This window comes from Actinoplanes sp. SE50/110 (assembly GCF_900119315.1).
Classification (GTDB): Bacteria; Actinomycetota; Actinomycetes; order Mycobacteriales; family Micromonosporaceae; genus Actinoplanes.
The window spans coordinates 3,841,987-3,857,929 of sequence record NZ_LT827010.1; the positions used below are offsets into that span (position 1 = coordinate 3,841,987).

Sequence of the window (15,943 nt, forward strand, 5' to 3'; positions counted from 1 at the left end):
CGCGTGCGCGACTACACCATCGCGAACCTGCTCGACGAGCACAGCACCCTGACCACCGACCAGCTCGCCACCATCCTGTTCGACCACCCCACCACCTGCCGGCACCGGCTGCACGCCCTGCGCCGGCTCCGCTTCGTCGACCGCTTCATCCGCAACCGACCCGGCGCACCCAACCCCGCCTGCTGGGTACCCGGACCGCTGTCCGCGCGGTATGTGGCGCTCGCCCGCGGCGACAACCCGCCAACCGCCCGGGCGCTGCGCGACCGGCAGGACCGGGCGTATGCCAGCCCGTATCTGGATCATTTGCTCGAAGCCAACCAGTTCTTCGTCGACCTGCTCGCCGAGGCCCGCCGCCGGCCCGGCGAAGCCGACCTGGTCCGCTGGTGGTCCGAACGGACGACGGCGGCCGCGTTCGGCCGGCGGGTGCACCCCGACGGGCACGGCGTGTGGCGGGACCCGGCAGGGGAGACCGGCTTCTTCCTCGAACTCGACCGCGGCACCGAATCCCTGACCCGGCTCGTCGACAAACTGGGCGCCTACCGGCGCCTGCAGGCCGACGGGGGACCCGGGTATCCGGTGCTGTTCGCCCTCCCGAGCCGCGCCCGCGAAGAACACCTGCACGCCAAACTCATGGTCACCGGAGTCACCGTGGCCACCTGCGTGCTCGGGGCCGGACAGAACCCGGCCGAGCCGGTGTGGTGGCTGGCCGGATCGGTAGGGCGCCGGGTAGCGCTGACGGAAATCCCCGGAGGCCACGGACCCCTCGGGCCGCTGAGCCCTGGTCCCGCCGCCCCGGATCACCATCCGCTGGCCCTGCTGACCGGCGTGCCGCTGCTGCCTTGACGGTGACGACGTCCTGCGGCTCGAAGTACCCGGGCCGCAGGATTGCAGATGCGAGCCGGTCAACCCCGCGAGATCGTCACCAAAGACTCACAGGTCAAAGACTTCAGCGTCGTCAAACGACGCTGGGCCGTCGAGCGCAGCCTCGGCTGGCTCAGGCGCCACTGCGGCCTCGCCCGCGTCTACGAGACCCTGCCCGGCAGCTCCGAACCCCTGATCACCTTCGCCATGATCGACAATCTCGCCTGCCGGCTCACGGACGAACACACCTCAATCTGGCGACCCCCAATCGCAGAACACGCAAAATGCGTTAATCAGACATTTCCTCGGTGTTGAGCGATCGCTCAAGCTGATCTAAGCTGGATTTAAGCGACTGCTCAAGAGCACTGTAAGGAGCTCTATCATGAAGGTCATCATTCCGGGCGGGACCGGTCAGGTCGGCGGCGTACTACGGCGGGCATTGGCGGCCCGCGGCGACCAGGTCACCGTTCTGAGCCGTCGGCCGCAGACGCTTGAGAAGGGGGTCCGGCACGTAGTCTGGGACGGCCGAACCCTGGGCGAGTGGGCGCGCGAGGTGGAAGGGGCCGACGCGGTCGTCAACCTGGCGGGCCGGACGGTGAGCTGCCGCTACAACGACGCCAACCTGCGCCAGATGATGAATTCTCGGATCGAGTCCACCCGGGTCGTCGGTGAGGCCATCGCCCGGGCGGCTCAGGCTCCGAGGGTCTGGCTACAGGCCAGCACCGCCACCATCTACGCCGACGCCCGCAGCCGACCCGACGACCTGCCCCACGATGAGGCCAACGGCATCATCGGCGGAGAAGAACCCGACGTGCCCCTGTACTGGGAATACAGTGTCCGGATCGCGCGCCGGTGGGAGCGGGAGCAAGCGGCGGCCGACACTGTTTCCACCCGGCGGGTGGCGCTGCGCACGGCGATGGTCATGACTCCCGACCGCGGCGGGATTTTCGACTACTTGTCCCGGCTGACCCGGCTGGGGCTGGGCGGTCCCGTCGATGGCGGCGGGCAGTATGTGTCGTGGATCCACGGCGACGACTTCATTCGTGCCGTACTGTTCCTCATCGACCACCAGGAGTTGGACGGCCCGGTCAACCTGGCCAGTCCTCACCCGGTCACGCAGCGGGACCTCATGCGATCGCTCCGCCGCGCCTGGGGGCGCCGATTCGGTCTGCCGGCCACCCGGCAGATGGCGGAAATCGGTGCGTTCGCGTTGCGCACGGACACTGAGCTGCTGCTTAAAAGCCGACGCGTAGTACCCGGTCGCCTACTCGACAACGGATTCACATTCACCCATCCCACCTGGGATTCCGCCGCCGTCGATCTCGTCAGCCAGGCCAAAGAACTCCGAAACGCCACCTTGCCCTAACTGCTCCTAACGCGAGCACAAAATAGACACCCGACTAGTACTCCAGCAGGAGATCCGTTCTGAGCTGCTGGGCCGGTGCGGTTTGTCCGTGGACAGCAAGCAGCCACCGCCAAGTCTCAAAGGTTGCGGCGGAGGAGCTGATCCGAGGTACCCGCGATCTGGCTCATGCCTGGCCGACGGGGGCTGGTTCGAAGGCGGCCCAGGACGTGTGGGCGGCAACCGCCGGCAACGACGTCATCTGCCTGACCGGCATCGAGGACAACATGCGTTTTGGGGAGAACCCTGCTAATCCCGGCTTCGGCGGCCGCGTCTTCACTAGCTCGGATGGATCGCTGAACCCGGTCGCGGCGCACTCGCAGTATGGGGACAACCTCAACCCGGCCCGCAGCTCGATCACTTTCATCGTGACGGGCCAACCAGACAGAGTGCACTGATGCGCGCAAGCCGCCTCGCCCGGATCCTCGCCGCCGCGCTGACCGTGGCGGCCCTGACCGTCGGATGTGATTCCTCCGTGCCATCCCAATCCAACGTCACCCAACACGAAGCCGAGCAGCGGGTCGCCGACCGGGCGCAGGAAGCCCTGCAGCAGCTGCCGTCCGGTGCGAGTTTGAAGGTGACGCTCAACGAGCCCAAGCTGCGATGCGAGGACAACGGCGACCGCACCTTCGTCGAAAACCAGTACGCCATCGAGTATCCAAAGGGCTGGCCGGTACAGCAGGCCGTCCCCACCCTGGCCGGCTACTGGACCGGCAAGGGGTACAAGATCCTGCGCGACGAGCGCGACGATCCGAAACTCGCCCGGTTCGGCGTCGAGTACCCCGACGAGTTCCGCATCAGCATCGAAGTCATCCACCGCGACAACGGCCGGGTAGACGCCTATCTGATCAGTAGCTCACCTTGCATCTAGCACGACCGGAGTTCCAGCGCTCGCTTCTCACGTTCGTCAAGTCGGTGGCCGACCAGGCGAACCCGGCGTTCGGGCAGTGCGACTACGACGATCTGCTCGGAGGAAACTGCGCTTGAGCGCTCGCTCGTCCCGCCCCGGCTGCCGGAAGACACCGTGCCCAACAGCAGGCAGGTTCTGCGCGGGTATTCGTGGCTGACGATTTGCCCCCAAGAATTGGCCGACAGGCTCGGTGGCGCCGAAGCGTTGCGCGCGGCGCAGGCCTTCACCACGTGGAACCGCTGCATTCGGGCGGTCTCGCTGACGACCACCACGGCTGGCTGGTCCGCCAAGTTTTCGGTGCGGAACCGGATCTTGTGCGCGCGGTGGCGGCCGTGGCCGCTCAAACTCAGGCGCCGGTTGTCGGGGCGTACATCCTGGACAGCGACTGCGCCGTTGTGGAAGCGGCCGCGCCGGCAGGTGCGCGGTGGTCCGGCGTGCTGAACCCGGAAAGGGCAGCCGCGTACGGCGCTCCCGCTGTGGCGCCGGAAGCCGCAACGACAGCGGCAGCGGCATGGGTGCAAGCGGCGCACCTGCCATACGACGAGAACTTGATCGGGCGTGTGCTTACCAGCGAGGAAACCTTCGCGGAAGACCAATTCCTGGCCTTGCGGCCTTGGCCAGGATCATCGAGGTCCCGGACACGTTCAGTGTTGTCTCCATCGAACCCGGGCGGAACAGAGGGCCGAACAGGAATCGAAACCCGCAGCGTTCGCAGGGTGCCGGATTACCCCCGTTCCGGTCATGGATGCGTGGTCCGGCCGGCTGGTGAATGCTGAGCGGGAACAGGCCGCGGACGAGCATCCGTTCGCCTACGGATGCCTCATCGAGGCCGCGAAGTTCGCGGATTGGCTGCTCGCTCAGGAAGCGAGCGACAGCCCATCGCGCGGGGCCGAGCCAGACATGGGATAGCCTGTCGACCACGGCGCCGAAGCAGTCATGCGGGTATTTCTCCGGCGCCTCGACGGGGTAGCACCGAGGGGTCTGTGATGACGGAGCCGGACGAGTGTTACGAGGATGCCATCGTCCCGTTCTGGATCGAGAGCAACCAGCCCGAGCCGCCCGTCGTGTTCGCCCGGCTCTACCTGGACCGCGTGGCCGGGCGTGACCGGGTGGAGCCGGCCTGGCGCCGCTGGCGTGCGATCGCCGATCAAAGCCTCACCCCGCTCCTCGGGCCGGTGCCTCCGGAGCCTTACGTCGATGCGGACCCGACGCCGGTGATGCCGGTCGGTCGGCTCGAACGCATCGAGCCGACGGGCGTCGGCGTGCTATCGGCGCTGCGCGTCACCGTGGAGTGGTTCGACGGTGACGGGCAGGCAGTGCTGCACGTCTCGGCGACGCTGGGCGCGGACACCAGCCGGCTCAACGAGGTGGTCGAGGCGGCGTACGATGTCCTGCGGGATGTCGCAGTGTCGGCTGAGCCGGCTTACGGCGAGGTAACAGTCGGACGTACGGGACATCTACATCGCACCGCGTTAGACATCGCACTGAGTCGTTCCGTGCAGGAGTCGGCCCGCGCCGCCCGCAGCGTGCTGCGCGGCTACGAATGGGCCACGGTCTGCCCGGCCGAGCTTGCCCCGCACGTTGCCGTTGCCGCCTTCGACCGGGTTGTGCCGCTGGCCAGGGGCGGCGTGCTGCTGCGGGCAACGAGCTCCTACGACGAGTGGTCCGCTGGGGCCGTTCAGCGCGTGTTTGAGGCGCTCGCCCCGATCCTGCCCGCCGGAATGCCGCAGCGGTCGCACTACGGGGACCTCCGCCGGGTCGTGTTCGCCGACGCGGCGGACGTCCGCGGCGGCAAGTCGATCATTGCGCCCGCCTCTGCCCCGCCTGCCGACCTTACTGAGTTCATCCACGAGGCGGTATTGCAAGGGTGGATCACCACCGAGCCAGTGGACGAGTCAGCTCCGTCGGCCGTACGCGAACTGTTGCCGCCCGAGTTGGGCGTCGGGCTCACTGAGGAAGGCCAGCGAAGGCTTATCGAGCTTTTCGGCCTCGACCTGCGCGGTTGAGAGCCGCGTCCCGGCTGCTCCGGTCGCACGCCAGCCCATTACCTTTCCCGCACTGTGAGCTGCCTGGTTAGAGATTCGTGGCACCGCTGACATCGGTCGCTGACGTCGTCGGCACTGGCTGGCCTGCATTGGCTGCCTCTAGAAGATCATCCTGGGAGGGCCGGACTCGGTCCGGTGGCGTATGTCCTATCCGCCGCAGGAGGTGAGTAGCGAAGGTGGTTATCTCCCAGATGTGGGGAACGCCGGTCTCGCGCTGCGACGCCATCTTCTCGTCGCTCGAATGGGCGCGTCGCTTCACCACCAGCCCTGCCCGCTCCAGCGTGGTGAGAACGGGTCTGATCACCGGACACAGCTGCCGCGAGAAGGCATCTGACAGCTCATCAGTAGTCGGGGGAGCGGCGTGGTCGCCGACTCGCTCCCACTCGGCGATGAAGAGCAAAACTCGGATATGTGGGGCCTCCAGCTCGGCGAAGGCACTGACGTAGAAGGATTCACGGTCTACGGCGGCATCGTCTGCAGCCAGGTATCCGTTTGCGATGCAGTTGGCGAACCACTCGATCTTCTCTTCGGCGATGCTACGCGCCGCACCATCAAGGGCTCTGCCCAAAAGGACCGCTTTAGATCTGTATAGAAGCATCTGCTCGGCGAGGGTGTGCTCGTCGACTCCGGCGGTTCGTGCGGCGCTGGTCATGGTCCGGTTTGTGCGGCTTGCGCTGCTATCGGCGAGGGTGGTAATTATTTGGCTCATTACGGCTGATACCGCTGGTGTTGCCGCTTGGGCCAGGCCTGCTCCAAGGGGGCCACCGGCAGCGGCGCCGATCGCAGCCAGTGCTCCGCCAACGGCCGCATCGATTGCGATCTGGTGTCGCGGCTGAAGTCGGTCCATGAGCCCAGGGTAGTCTTACAAATCCACAGAGCTACTTAACCTGGTGGATGGCTTCGTCGCCTGGGTCTTGGGTGTGCTGAGCAGTTCCACTACGAGCATCAGCGGTCGTTGAAACGCGACCAGATCGCGCATCTGGGCACCCTCGACTTCCGATGCGGCACGACTTCGGGCAGGCCGCCGTGGTGTTGTCGCTCCTGTCGATCGGTGCCGAGAAGATGCTGAAGCTGACGCTCGGGCTCGGCGCCCGAGACTGGGGCGAGACGTGGCCTAACAAGAAGTACATGCACAGAATGTCGAATCCGGAGACGGAGAACGACACTGGCTCGCCGACCTGGTGTTCGACCCCGATGGTGACCGCTAAGCGAAGTACGGCTCGGCGTGCACCAAGTGGGCACAACACAGGCTTTGACGAAGCGTGCATGAGGGATGGAAGATCCTACGCTCCTGATCGTCGAGTCGATCACCTACGAGACCGGCGTCGACGAGCAGGCGCAGTATCACCCCAACGGCGTGGTTACTGGTCACGGTACGAGTGCCTCAGGCCCGGCAGGAGTACAAGGGGGCGTGGCCAGAGCGTTGTTCAGTCGCAAGCGGCGGCGAGGCAAAGAACTGGTCGAACGCACATAGGGTGATCCGACACACGCGGCTGCTCGCAGCGAGCCGTCAAGGGCAGCTTTCCTGCCGCGTCTACCGCTGGTGGGAGAAGGTGAGGCCGTTCAGCAGCTCGGCGGCGTGGCGGTCGGTTGCGGTGTCGGCGTCGATCCCGGCTTCGGCGAGCGCCTGGTGGAGCTGCTCTCGGCGATGCCGGATGCCGTCGGCGTCATGTAGCCGGGCCGCGGCCTGCATGGCGTGGCGGGCGAGTTCTTCGGACATCGGGTCGTAGTCGCAGGCGGTTTCGTAGAGGGTGCGCGCGGCCTGCGGGTTGTCGTCGGCGACCAGACGTGCGGTCTGCAGGTGCAGTCGGATCAGCAGCCGCCGGGCCTGCTCCCGGTCGGTGTCGATCCATTCGTAGGCGGTGTCCGCCGCCGGGGCACGCCCGCCGGCCACCGTGACCGCTTCCCGCAGGTGATCCAGCCGGGTGCTGTCGTCGGTTGCGGTGGCCGCGGCCGTGTGGGCGTCCAGGATCTGCCACCAGTCGACGTCGACCAGGTCGGGGTTGAGGTGGTAGCGGCCGCCGGTGTTGATGACCGGCTCCAGGCGGTTGCCGTCATGGGGCGGGAGGCCGCCGCGGACGCCGGAGCGGATGATGTTGCGCAGGTTGGCGACGCAGGTGGAGAGGCGGTCGGTGGCACGGGCGACGGTGACGTCCGGCCAGATCCCTTCCATGATGTCGTCGATGGCGGCGCCGTCGCGGTTGAGGACCAGGTAGACGCAGAGTTCCAGGCTTTTGGAGCGCAGGCCGCGGACCGGGTTGCCGTCGGGTCCGAGGATGGCCGGTCGGCCCAGGATGCGGATGGCCACCCGGCCGGTGGTCGGATGCTCCGCTGGCGCGGCGACGGGTTCCACGGTGGCCGGTTCGACGGTCATCGGAACAACGGTGGCCGGTTTGGGGGTGGTCTTCTCGGCTGCGGTCAGCAGCGTGGCGGCGGCACCGGCGTTGAGGACGGCGAGTTCACCGGCTTCGGTGGCGCCGTCCGCGGTGACGGTCAGGGTGGTGCCGGACGGCCACTCGCCGAGCAGGGTGATGTCGATGCCGAGCCGTTCTCCTTCACGTGCCGCGGTGGCGAGCCGGCCGTGCCAGGCGTTGTCCGGGACGTCGGTGAGTACCAGCATGGTGGGTTTCGGCGGGGCGCCGTCATCGAGATCATCGGCGAGCCGGCTACGGCGGATGATCTCCTCGTCCAGGGCGGCGAGCGCGGCCGCGAAGTCCTCGACGACGGTGACGCCGCCCCGAAGCGGTGTGTCGGGCAGCAGGGCGTCGCGGGTGGCCGCGGTGGTCAGTGCGGTGGTGTCGGCGATGCTGCCGGTGATGACGGCGACCAGGGCGGCGCGGGCCGCGTCGTGGGCGCCCGGCCCGATCAGGGCGGTGGCCGGGTTGTCCGGCGGCCGCACGGTGATCGGCTGGTGGCTGGCCGCTGGGGTAGCTGCGCCGGACGCCGCGGCGGTCGGGGGCCGGCCGGCGGGCGTGGTGGTCGGCAGCAGGGTGACGCTGGCCGGTCGGGTCGGGTCGCCTGGATGCGCGGCGCGACGTTTGCGCCGCCACAGTAGGCCTGCGGCGTACGCGCAACCGGCCGCGATCGTGAGACCGGCGATGCCGAGCGTGACCGCGGGCCCGGTCTGGTTGTTCGTCTGCGGCGCCGCTTGTGGCGCTGCAGTTGCCGGTACCGGTGTGGTGACGGTGTTGCCGGAGTCAGCCGGCCGGCTGGGTTTCGGGGATGGTCTGTGTGTCGGTGCCGCCGCGGGACCGGTGCAGGTGTCGGAGGCCGGCGGGGTGGCATTGGCCGGCATTTTCAGTTTCCAGCCGGGGAAGATGACGTCCGGATTGGTCAGACGGCCGCCGACGGTCGGGAAGCGTTTGCCGCGGTTGAGTTTGAAGATGGTCGGCCAGCGGTCCGGGTCACCCAGCCGCTGTTTGGCGATTTTGGAGAGCGTGTCGCCGCGGTGCACGGTGCACGTCGGGTCCGCGTGACCGGCGGTGGGCGCCCGGTCGGTGATGGTTCCGGTGAGCAGGGTCGGCCCGGTGGCCGTCGCGGTCGCCGGGGGAGCGGCCGCCGCCGGTGCGTAGGTCGCCGTGACGGCGGCGGCCCCGAGCAGGGTGGCGGCCAGGCCCTGCAGCGGCCCGGGCAGGTACTGGGCAAGCCGGCTGAGCCGGTGCGCTGACCGTGCCGCGATTTTGAGTGACAGCACCGCAGCGAATGCCCAGCTGAACCAGGCGATGGCGGCCAGCAGTCCGGGTAGGAATGGTGCGGCGAACGGGTTGGCGGCCCACGCTTGCAGATCCACGCCGGTCGGCAGCCGGCTGGGCAGGGGTGAGCCGGCCAGGGCGACGAGCCCGACCGGGAATCCGGCCAGCACGACGGACAGAATCAGGCCGATGCGCACGAAGACCTCCGGCGTCGTCGAGGTGAAGCGTTGTCAGCGACGCTAGGTGCGTGCCGGGCGCGTTCGGCGCTGTGCGCACCTGACAAGGTCCATACACAACCTTTCGCCGCCCTTACGAAGCCTGATCAGACGCGAATTGGTGCTGACGCATTGGCGGTGATCTGTTTGTATGTGATCCATGCAGTTCGGAGCGCCGCGTCTGGCGATCGATTACGGCACCGCCTGCACTCGTGCGGTGATCGCCGGTCCGGATCAGCCTTGGCAGCCCGTGACGATCGACGGGGGTCCGGAGCCGAGCAGCGTCGCGCACGTCGATGCGAGCGGGCAGATCAGCACGGGCAACACCGCGTGGCGCCTCGCCGTCACCGACCCGGACGGATTCGTCGGTGCGCCGCTGGCCGAGGGGACCGGCACCGTGCAACGGCACGGCCACGACATCGAGGTGGCAGATCTGGTGGCGGCGACGCTGCGACTGGTCGCGGACGAGGCTGCCCGACTGTGCGGAACCGTCCCGGTGGACGTGCGGATGTGTGTGCCGGCCGGGTGGGGACCGCGGCGGCGGACCTGGCTGCGGCAGGCCGCCCGGCGGGCCGGCCTGGGAATGCCGACGCTGGTCGAAACGCCGATCGCGGTCGCCAACCACCAACTGTTGGCCGGCGTCCAGCTGCCTGTTGGCACGTTTGTGCTGGTCTGTGACGTCGGGGCGACGATGGAGGCCAGCGTGCTGCGGCGCGGGCCGGGCGGCTTCGAGGTGCTGTCCACGCTGTACGACGCCGATGCCGGCGGACAGGCCGTCGACAAGGTGTTGGCCGACACGCTGCTCGTGCCGGCCACCGGCGCCACCAACGGGACGCCATCGTGGGCGGTGCTGGCCAGTATGCGTACCGGCAAGGAGGCCGTTTCGTTCCAGCCGGCCGTGACCGTGCCGCTGCCCCCGCCCGACCCGGCGGTCATCGTGAACGCCGCCACCGTGGAGGCGGCCGCACAGCCCGTCCTCAGTCGGGCCGCGGACCTGGCCGCGGCCGCCGTCGGCGCGGCCGAGATCAGCCCGGCCGACCTGGCAGCCGTCTACGCCGTCGGCGCCGTCGCGGCCATGCCCGCCCTGCGCCCGGCGGTCGAGCAACGGCTCGGGGTGCCCGTGCAGGTGGTGCCGATGCCGGGTGCGACGGCGGTGCTCGGCGCGGCCGAAGCGACCGGCGCCGCGTTCGAGGAGACGGCCGGTGAGGTGCCGCCGCCGACGCTGCGCAGCACGCTGGGACTGCTCGTACCAGGAATCCTGTCGTTGATCCTGTTTGCGCATTTCGTGTTCTCGGCCGATTTCAGCGGCTCTCGGGTGCTGCGGACCCCGCCGTGGTGGGTGTGGGCGAACTGGGGTGAGCTCGCCATCGCCTGCGTGCTGACCCTGGTCGTGTGTGTGGCCGCCAGCCCGTGGATCGGCCTGGCGCTGAGCCGGGATCAGCGGCTCAAGGGCCGGTGGGACGCGCCCGGGCAGCGGGCGGCGGGGCAGATCACCGCGGTGGCGATCGCCGCCGCGGTCGCCGCGCTGTACGCGGTGGCCGGCGGCCTCTACTTCATCCTGCCGTTCACCCTGCCGCTGCGCTGGGCGCTGCTGCCGATCCTGCCGATCGGGCTGATCGTGGTCGCCATCGCCCTGCGCAACCGGAAACGGCCGGGCCCGCCGGCCGGGGACTTCCCGATGCTGCCGGTGCTGCTGATGGGCGGTGGAGACCTGCTGTTCTCCTACACGGTCACCAGCCGACACCTGCCGTGGCTGCACCTGTGGTTCCTGATCGGTACCCGGGTGGGAGTCGCGCTGATCGGCGTGGGCATCGCCATGTTGCTGCTGCAGATCGCGGTGCTGCGCACGATCGCCGCGGTGACGCTCGGCGTGTTCGGGTTCTTCATCGCCGACTTCCGGCTCAACAACGTCCTCGGGGTCGCGGTCTCGCTGGCCGTCACCGGTTGGTGGGCGCAGCGGCTCTGGGCGCTGCTGCGGTGATCCGCGCCGTACGTGGCCTCGGCGTCCTGCTGGTCGCGCTCGCGGTGGTCGCCGGACCACCCGCGCTGGTCGCACTGTGGTTCGTAGACCATCCGCAGCAGCTGCCGAGCCTGGCTGACCTGACCACCGACGGCCCGCCGGGGACCCGGTTCGTGCTGGCCGTCGGCGCCATTCCGGCCCTGCTGGTGTGGCTGCTGGTGAGCACCGCGGTGCTGCGCCGCGGTATCCGGCGGGCCCGCATGCACCTGCGGATGCCGACTCCGTCGCAGCTGACCGCCGGGTCGATGGCCGGTGCGGTGGTCCTGGGCGGGCCCGCGATCGTCGCGGTGACCGCACCGGCCACCCCGGCAGCGGCCGCGACCACCGTTGGAGACACGACCGTTGCCCGCGGTGTGGAGCTGCCGGACGGGGCCGGGTGGGTCCCGATCGCGGTCGGTCAGGCAGTGGCGAGCACCGCGGCGGCCCTCTGGCTGCGGCGGCGCCGCGACTACCGGCCGGGCGCGTCCGGCAGCGAGGAGCTGCGGCCGCTGCCGGCCACCGTGAACGCGTTGGCCGCACTGTCCGGCGAGTCCACGGCGGCCGCTGCGCTGGTTGATCGGCTGCCAGCCGGTGGGATCGCCCTGACCGGGCCTGGGGCCCGCGACGCGCTGCGCGGGCTGCTGATCAGTCTGCTGCTCAGCGGGCGCAAGGTGAGCATCACCTGGGCGGACCTCGGGGAACTACTGGACGACCCGTACCGGGCGGGGCCGGTCCCGGCCGGGCTGCGCGTCGTCGACGACCCGGACACGACTGACAGCGACGAGGTGACACTGACCCTGCACCCGCTCACCTCGACCGGCACCTGGGTGAGCGCCGGCCGGGGTGCGGCGGCGACGCGGTGGGAGGTCGACCTCGACGGGACGGTTACCGGAACGCGGCGGCTGTGCGTGCTCAACGCCCGCGCCGCCACCGACCTACTCGACCTGCTCGCCGCAGCCCACCCGCAGCAACCGCCGACAGCCGGCGCACCGCAGCAGGCGGTCGCCGCACTGCGGCTGTTGGGTGGCTGCGCGCTGAGTGTCGGCGGGCGTCCGGTGCCGGTGCGGCGCACCGCCGGCCTGCAGGTTCTCGCCTATCTCGGGCTGCACCCGGACGGTGCGACCGGTCACGAGCTGATCGCCGCGATCTGGCCCGGGCTGCGCCCGGCGAGCATTACCAACCGGCTGTACATCACGATCAGCGAACTTCGCAAAGACCTTCGCCACGGTACGGAGGTCGAACTGATCCGGCACGAGCGCAGCCGATACCGACTGACCGCCGCGGTCGAGGTCGACCTGCACGTCGTGCGGGATGCGGCGGGCCGGGTGGATCGTGCGGTCACCGCGGCCGAGCGGCGGCAGGCGCAGCGGGCGCTCATCGACGCGTATGCGGGGGAGCTGGCGGCCGGCTGCGACTGGCCGTGGCTGGTCCCGGCCCGCGAAACCCTGCGCCGGCGGATCCTGACCGGCTACGTCGACCTGGCCGAGGCGGCGGCACCGGCCGAAGCGCTGCAGCTGCTGCGGGCCGCGATCACGGTCGACCCGTGCAACGACGACATCCGGGCGCGGGCCGCGCAGCTGGCCGACGAACCCGACACCGCGCTGCGGCGTAAGCCGCGACCGCATCAGCGACCGGCGTGACCCGGGCTGTTGGGTAGGGCGGTTACGGTCGGCGGCATCACTTCTGTGATCCCTTCAGCACCACTTCGCGGGCTTCGCCGCCCACGACCGCGGTAGCCACCGCCCACCACCTGCTCAGCAGGTCGGTCGGCTCGCACCGCACGTCGGCGCCGCGAACCGCACCCCATCCGGCAGTGCCGGATCGCGCCGTCGTGCGCACCCATCTCCCTGCTCTGATCCTTGGAGGATCACCATGCCCTGGACCACCCTCGTCTGCCTACCGGCAGACACCCCACCCTCCGACTACGCCGTACAGGCAGAACTCCGCCTGGCCCGCGCCGGGCTGACCGCCGCCGGTCTGCTCCGGCACTTCCCGGCCGTCACCCGCTGGCGGCGCGGCTCGCTGCTGCTCCCGCTGCGCGGCGCCGCCGCCGGAGGACCGGTCGCCCGGCTCCAGCTCGACGCGATGCGTGAAGGCGTGCACCGACTGCACTGGTTCCGTTGGCAGGCCTGGCGGCAGACGGTCGCCGGCACACCGACCGCGAAACCGTACTGGATGTTCCTGGACCGGCACCGGGCCGCTCCGCACCGGTACGAGTTCGCCCGGGCCAGGACCGACTATCTGTCCCAGCCCCGGATCGCGGCGATGCGCGTCTACAACGCGATGCCGTACCGGCCGTTCGATCTGCCGACCAGCCATCTGGAGGCGCTGCAACTGGGCGCCGAAACCTACACCCACCTGGGCTGGCTGTCCGCGGTGCCCGGCCGGGCACTGCTCGACCCGGACGGCCTACTGCTGGCCCAACCCGACGACCGGCTCGATGCCCGGCTGACCTACCTGGAGCAGGCCAACCGATGCCTGAACCTGCTGGGCCGCCGGGACGTCCTGGTCGCCGCGGTCACGGAGCCCCGGGAGCGCGGATGAACGCCGTGCGGACCGTCTGTCTGGTCGTGCTGGCCGACCTGCTGTTGATCCTCAGCGGGCCGCTGCTGCCGGTGATCATGCCGCTGCACGCGGCCGTGCTCGGTGTGCTGCTGATCCGGCTGTGCAGCGAGGTGGCGCAGGCCCTGCGGGACCCGGTCACTGGGATCTCGGTGCGGCGGGTCGCCGAACGGCACCTCGACCGGGCCCGCGGCGAGGTGACCGTGGCGCTGATCGACGGCGATGACCTGCACGGGGTCAACCGCCGGTTTGGTCACGCCGGTGGTGACGCCCTGCTGGCCGCCCTCGCCGTCCGGCTGCAGCAGGCCGCCGAGCGAGGCGATGTGGTCGCTCGGCTCGGCGGCGACGAGTTCGTCCTGATCAGCCGCCGACCGGTCGACACCGTGCGGCGGCAGCTGACGGCCGTGTTGGCCACCCCGGTCGTACTGTCCGGTCACCCCGTCCCGGTCCGGTTCTCGGCCGGCATCTGCCGGGTTCCCGGCGGGGATCACCGGCGCGCCCTGACTCACGCCGACCGGCTGATGTACGCCGCCAAACACCAGGGCGGCGGAATCGTCACCGACCGCTGCCCGGACAACACCGACCACCACCAGTACTGACCTGATCCCTCGCCGGGGGACCCGAGCACCATCCCCGGCGGACGTCCGGGCTCCGTGGTGCGCAGGTTCCCTGGCCTCAGCCAAGGAGAACCCCGACCATGCAACGACCGGAAATCCGGATCACCAGCTCGGCCGATGCCGCGACGATCGTCGCCTACCTGCTCGGCTATCAGCCGGTCAACTGCCTCACCGTGCTCGCCGTCGCCGACGGCACGGTCGCCTTCGCCGGCGCACAAGCACTGGACGGCATGCCCGACCCCCGGGCGGCCGCCGGCCGCCTGGCCACCGTGGTGTACAACAACGGCTTCACCCAGGTCGTCCTCGTCGGTTACGGCACCCACCAGTCGATGCGCGACCCGCTGCAACAGGCCATCGACCTGTTCACCAGCATCGGCGTGACGGTGCTCGACGCGATGCGCGTCGACGACGGCCGGCTCTGGCATGTCGGCTGCGGCGACCCGGACTGCGAGCGCAACGGCGTCGCGTTCGACCCGCAGACCACGATCATCGCCGCCGAAGCCACCTTCGCCGGTGTCGAACTCGCTCCGGACCGGGAAACCCTCGAAGCCCGCCTCGACCCGATCACCGGAGAACCACGACAGCGGATGCGCGCCGCCGTCGCCCGCATCCTGCAGAGCACGGTCCTGCCGATCGACCACCGACGGGCGATGCGGCTGATCGACCAGCTCACGCAACAGGCGCTCGCCGGCCCGCTCAGCGACGACGATGCCGCTCAACTGCTGGTGCTGCTCGCCTTCGCTGAGCTGCGCAACTACGCCGTCCATCTGGTGCACGGCAGCGACGAGGACGTGCACGCCTGGCGCGATCTGACCCGTCGGGCCGGCACCGGCACGCTCGCCTGCACCCCGGCCACCTTCCTCGCCCTGGCCGCCCTGCAGGGCGGCGACGGCACCACCGCCGCCATCGCCGCCGGGCGCGCCCGCGCAGCCGACCCCGACGACGACTTCGCCCACCTGCTCGAACGGGCCCTCCAGGCCGGCATCAGCCCACAGGCGCTGCGCGAAGTTCTGCACAAACCCCAGCACTGACCCACGGCCTGCCCGTCCTGATCACCAGGAGATCCCGGGCACGCCAGCCCGGGATCTCCCCTCTTCGCGAAGGGACACCTCTCATGGGCTACCTCCACTACTGGTCCCTGCTCCTCAACGATCCCGCCTACCAGGCCGCCTGGCCGCAGCTGGTCAACGACACCGTGCGGATCGTCGATGCCGTCCGCCGCGCCGGCATCGACCTGGCCGGGCCTCTCGGTGACAACCGGCCGATCCTCGACGCGACCGGCGACCTCACCTTCAACGGCGACCGCGTCGCCGGTCACGCCGCCGACACCTTCACCCTGCGCCGGCCGCAGAACGGCGGGGACCGGCCGCAGTGGATCGCCGGCTACTGCGACACCAAACGCTTCCCCTATGACCTGGCCGTCGCCGCCACGCTGCTGCGCTGCCACCTGCTCGTGCCCACCGCCCTGACCCTCAGCAGCGACGGCAGCTGGGAACGGCAGTGGAAGTACGGCAAGAAACTCCCCGGCCGGCGCCGCCGCGCACCCGCCGCCCGCACCCTGCTCACCGACCTGTTCGGCCCCATCCCGGACACCGACCCGCTCACCCCGCTGAGCGCGCGGCACTGACCGAAAGGACACC

Annotated in this window: 16 protein-coding genes; 14 read left to right on the forward strand and 2 right to left on the reverse strand. The window is 69.9% G+C overall.

The window, feature by feature from the left end; all coding sequences use genetic code 11:
* Positions 1-3: 3 nt before the first annotated feature.
* The 8 genes from ACSP50_RS16990 to ACSP50_RS17015 all read left to right on the forward strand — a co-directional run bounded on the left by ACSP50_RS16990 (position 4) and on the right by ACSP50_RS17015 (position 5,179).
* Positions 4-843, forward strand: coding sequence for a replication-relaxation family protein (locus tag ACSP50_RS16990; RefSeq protein ID WP_052311602.1), 840 nt, complete (start codon positions 4-6; stop codon positions 841-843).
* A gap of 48 nt (positions 844-891) precedes the next feature.
* Positions 892-1,176 carry a transposase gene (locus ACSP50_RS16995; protein ID WP_014690468.1) on the forward strand — a complete coding sequence of 95 codons (285 nt, stop codon included), beginning with the start codon at positions 892-894 and terminating at the stop codon, positions 1,174-1,176.
* Between the two features lie 67 nt (positions 1,177-1,243).
* The gene (locus tag ACSP50_RS17000; protein ID WP_014690469.1) at positions 1,244-2,227 is read left to right on the forward strand and encodes a TIGR01777 family oxidoreductase; all 984 of its coding nucleotides are present in this window, start codon (positions 1,244-1,246) and stop codon (positions 2,225-2,227) included.
* Between the two features lie 206 nt (positions 2,228-2,433).
* Entirely contained in the window at positions 2,434-2,661 is a 228-nt protein-coding gene (locus ACSP50_RS17005; protein ID WP_014690470.1) for a hypothetical protein, read from the forward strand.
* Positions 2,661-3,134, forward strand: a complete 474-nt coding sequence (locus ACSP50_RS17010; RefSeq protein WP_014690471.1) for a hypothetical protein — start codon at positions 2,661-2,663, stop codon at positions 3,132-3,134. The genes ACSP50_RS17005 and ACSP50_RS17010 overlap by 1 nt, the downstream gene beginning before the upstream one ends.
* On the forward strand, positions 3,125-3,250 hold the full coding sequence (locus ACSP50_RS44605) for a hypothetical protein (protein ID WP_255344733.1): 126 nt from the start codon (positions 3,125-3,127) through the stop codon (positions 3,248-3,250). The genes ACSP50_RS17010 and ACSP50_RS44605 overlap by 10 nt, the downstream gene beginning before the upstream one ends.
* Positions 3,251-3,914: 664 nt before the next feature.
* On the forward strand, positions 3,915-4,082 hold the full coding sequence (locus ACSP50_RS41940; protein ID WP_014690472.1) for a hypothetical protein: 168 nt from the start codon (positions 3,915-3,917) through the stop codon (positions 4,080-4,082).
* Between the two features lie 77 nt (positions 4,083-4,159).
* The gene (locus ACSP50_RS17015; protein WP_014690473.1) at positions 4,160-5,179 is read left to right on the forward strand and encodes a hypothetical protein; all 1,020 of its coding nucleotides are present in this window, start codon (positions 4,160-4,162) and stop codon (positions 5,177-5,179) included.
* Positions 5,180-5,246: 67 nt separating this feature from the next.
* Here the strand turns inward: ACSP50_RS17015 and ACSP50_RS17020 are convergent, their stop codons facing one another.
* Complete coding sequence (locus ACSP50_RS17020) at positions 5,247-5,870, reverse strand: hypothetical protein (protein ID WP_080127873.1); 624 nt, start codon at positions 5,868-5,870, stop codon at positions 5,247-5,249.
* Positions 5,871-6,752: 882 nt separating this feature from the next.
* On the reverse strand, positions 6,753-9,107 hold the full coding sequence (locus ACSP50_RS17025; protein ID WP_014690475.1) for a LysM peptidoglycan-binding domain-containing protein: 2,355 nt from the start codon (positions 9,105-9,107) through the stop codon (positions 6,753-6,755).
* Positions 9,108-9,375: 268 nt separating this feature from the next.
* On the opposite strand from ACSP50_RS17025, the gene ACSP50_RS17030 reads away from it, so the two are divergent.
* The 6 genes from ACSP50_RS17030 to ACSP50_RS17055 all read left to right on the forward strand — a co-directional run bounded on the left by ACSP50_RS17030 (position 9,376) and on the right by ACSP50_RS17055 (position 15,930).
* Positions 9,376-11,106, forward strand: coding sequence for an Hsp70 family protein (locus ACSP50_RS17030; RefSeq protein ID WP_172898764.1), 1,731 nt, complete (start codon positions 9,376-9,378; stop codon positions 11,104-11,106).
* Positions 11,103-12,764 (forward strand): hypothetical protein, encoded by a 1,662-nt coding sequence (locus tag ACSP50_RS17035; protein WP_014690477.1) that lies wholly within the window; start codon positions 11,103-11,105, stop codon positions 12,762-12,764. The genes ACSP50_RS17030 and ACSP50_RS17035 overlap by 4 nt, the downstream gene beginning before the upstream one ends.
* Positions 12,765-12,996: 232 nt before the next feature.
* Positions 12,997-13,668 carry a hypothetical protein gene (locus ACSP50_RS17040; RefSeq protein ID WP_014690478.1) on the forward strand — a complete coding sequence of 224 codons (672 nt, stop codon included), beginning with the start codon at positions 12,997-12,999 and terminating at the stop codon, positions 13,666-13,668.
* Positions 13,665-14,285: a GGDEF domain-containing protein gene (locus ACSP50_RS17045; protein WP_014690479.1), complete on the forward strand. Its 621-nt coding sequence runs from the start codon at positions 13,665-13,667 to the stop codon at positions 14,283-14,285. Before ACSP50_RS17040 ends, ACSP50_RS17045 begins: the two co-directional genes overlap by 4 nt.
* Positions 14,286-14,383: 98 nt before the next feature.
* A complete protein-coding gene (locus ACSP50_RS17050; protein WP_014690480.1) occupies positions 14,384-15,334 on the forward strand; it encodes a DUF4192 domain-containing protein in 951 nt (316 codons plus the stop codon).
* A gap of 83 nt (positions 15,335-15,417) precedes the next feature.
* Entirely contained in the window at positions 15,418-15,930 is a 513-nt protein-coding gene (locus ACSP50_RS17055) for a hypothetical protein (RefSeq protein WP_014690481.1), read from the forward strand.
* Positions 15,931-15,943 lie beyond the last annotated feature (13 nt).

Coding starts and splice junctions, on each gene's coding strand:
- ACSP50_RS17000 (WP_014690469.1), top strand. CDS start 1,244: ATGAAGGTCATCATTCCGGGCGGGACCGGTCAGGTCGGCGGCGTACTA.
- ACSP50_RS16995 (WP_014690468.1), top strand. CDS start 892: ATGCGAGCCGGTCAACCCCGCGAGATCGTCACCAAAGACTCACAGGTC.
- ACSP50_RS41940 (WP_014690472.1), top strand. CDS start 3,915: ATGGATGCGTGGTCCGGCCGGCTGGTGAATGCTGAGCGGGAACAGGCC.
- ACSP50_RS17015 (WP_014690473.1), top strand. CDS start 4,160: ATGACGGAGCCGGACGAGTGTTACGAGGATGCCATCGTCCCGTTCTGG.
- ACSP50_RS17045 (WP_014690479.1), top strand. CDS start 13,665: ATGAACGCCGTGCGGACCGTCTGTCTGGTCGTGCTGGCCGACCTGCTG.
- ACSP50_RS17040 (WP_014690478.1), top strand. CDS start 12,997: ATGCCCTGGACCACCCTCGTCTGCCTACCGGCAGACACCCCACCCTCC.
- ACSP50_RS17055 (WP_014690481.1), top strand. CDS start 15,418: ATGGGCTACCTCCACTACTGGTCCCTGCTCCTCAACGATCCCGCCTAC.
- ACSP50_RS17010 (WP_014690471.1), top strand. CDS start 2,661: ATGCGCGCAAGCCGCCTCGCCCGGATCCTCGCCGCCGCGCTGACCGTG.
- ACSP50_RS17020 (WP_080127873.1), bottom strand. CDS start 5,870: ATGACCAGCGCCGCACGAACCGCCGGAGTCGACGAGCACACCCTCGCC.
- ACSP50_RS17050 (WP_014690480.1), top strand. CDS start 14,384: ATGCAACGACCGGAAATCCGGATCACCAGCTCGGCCGATGCCGCGACG.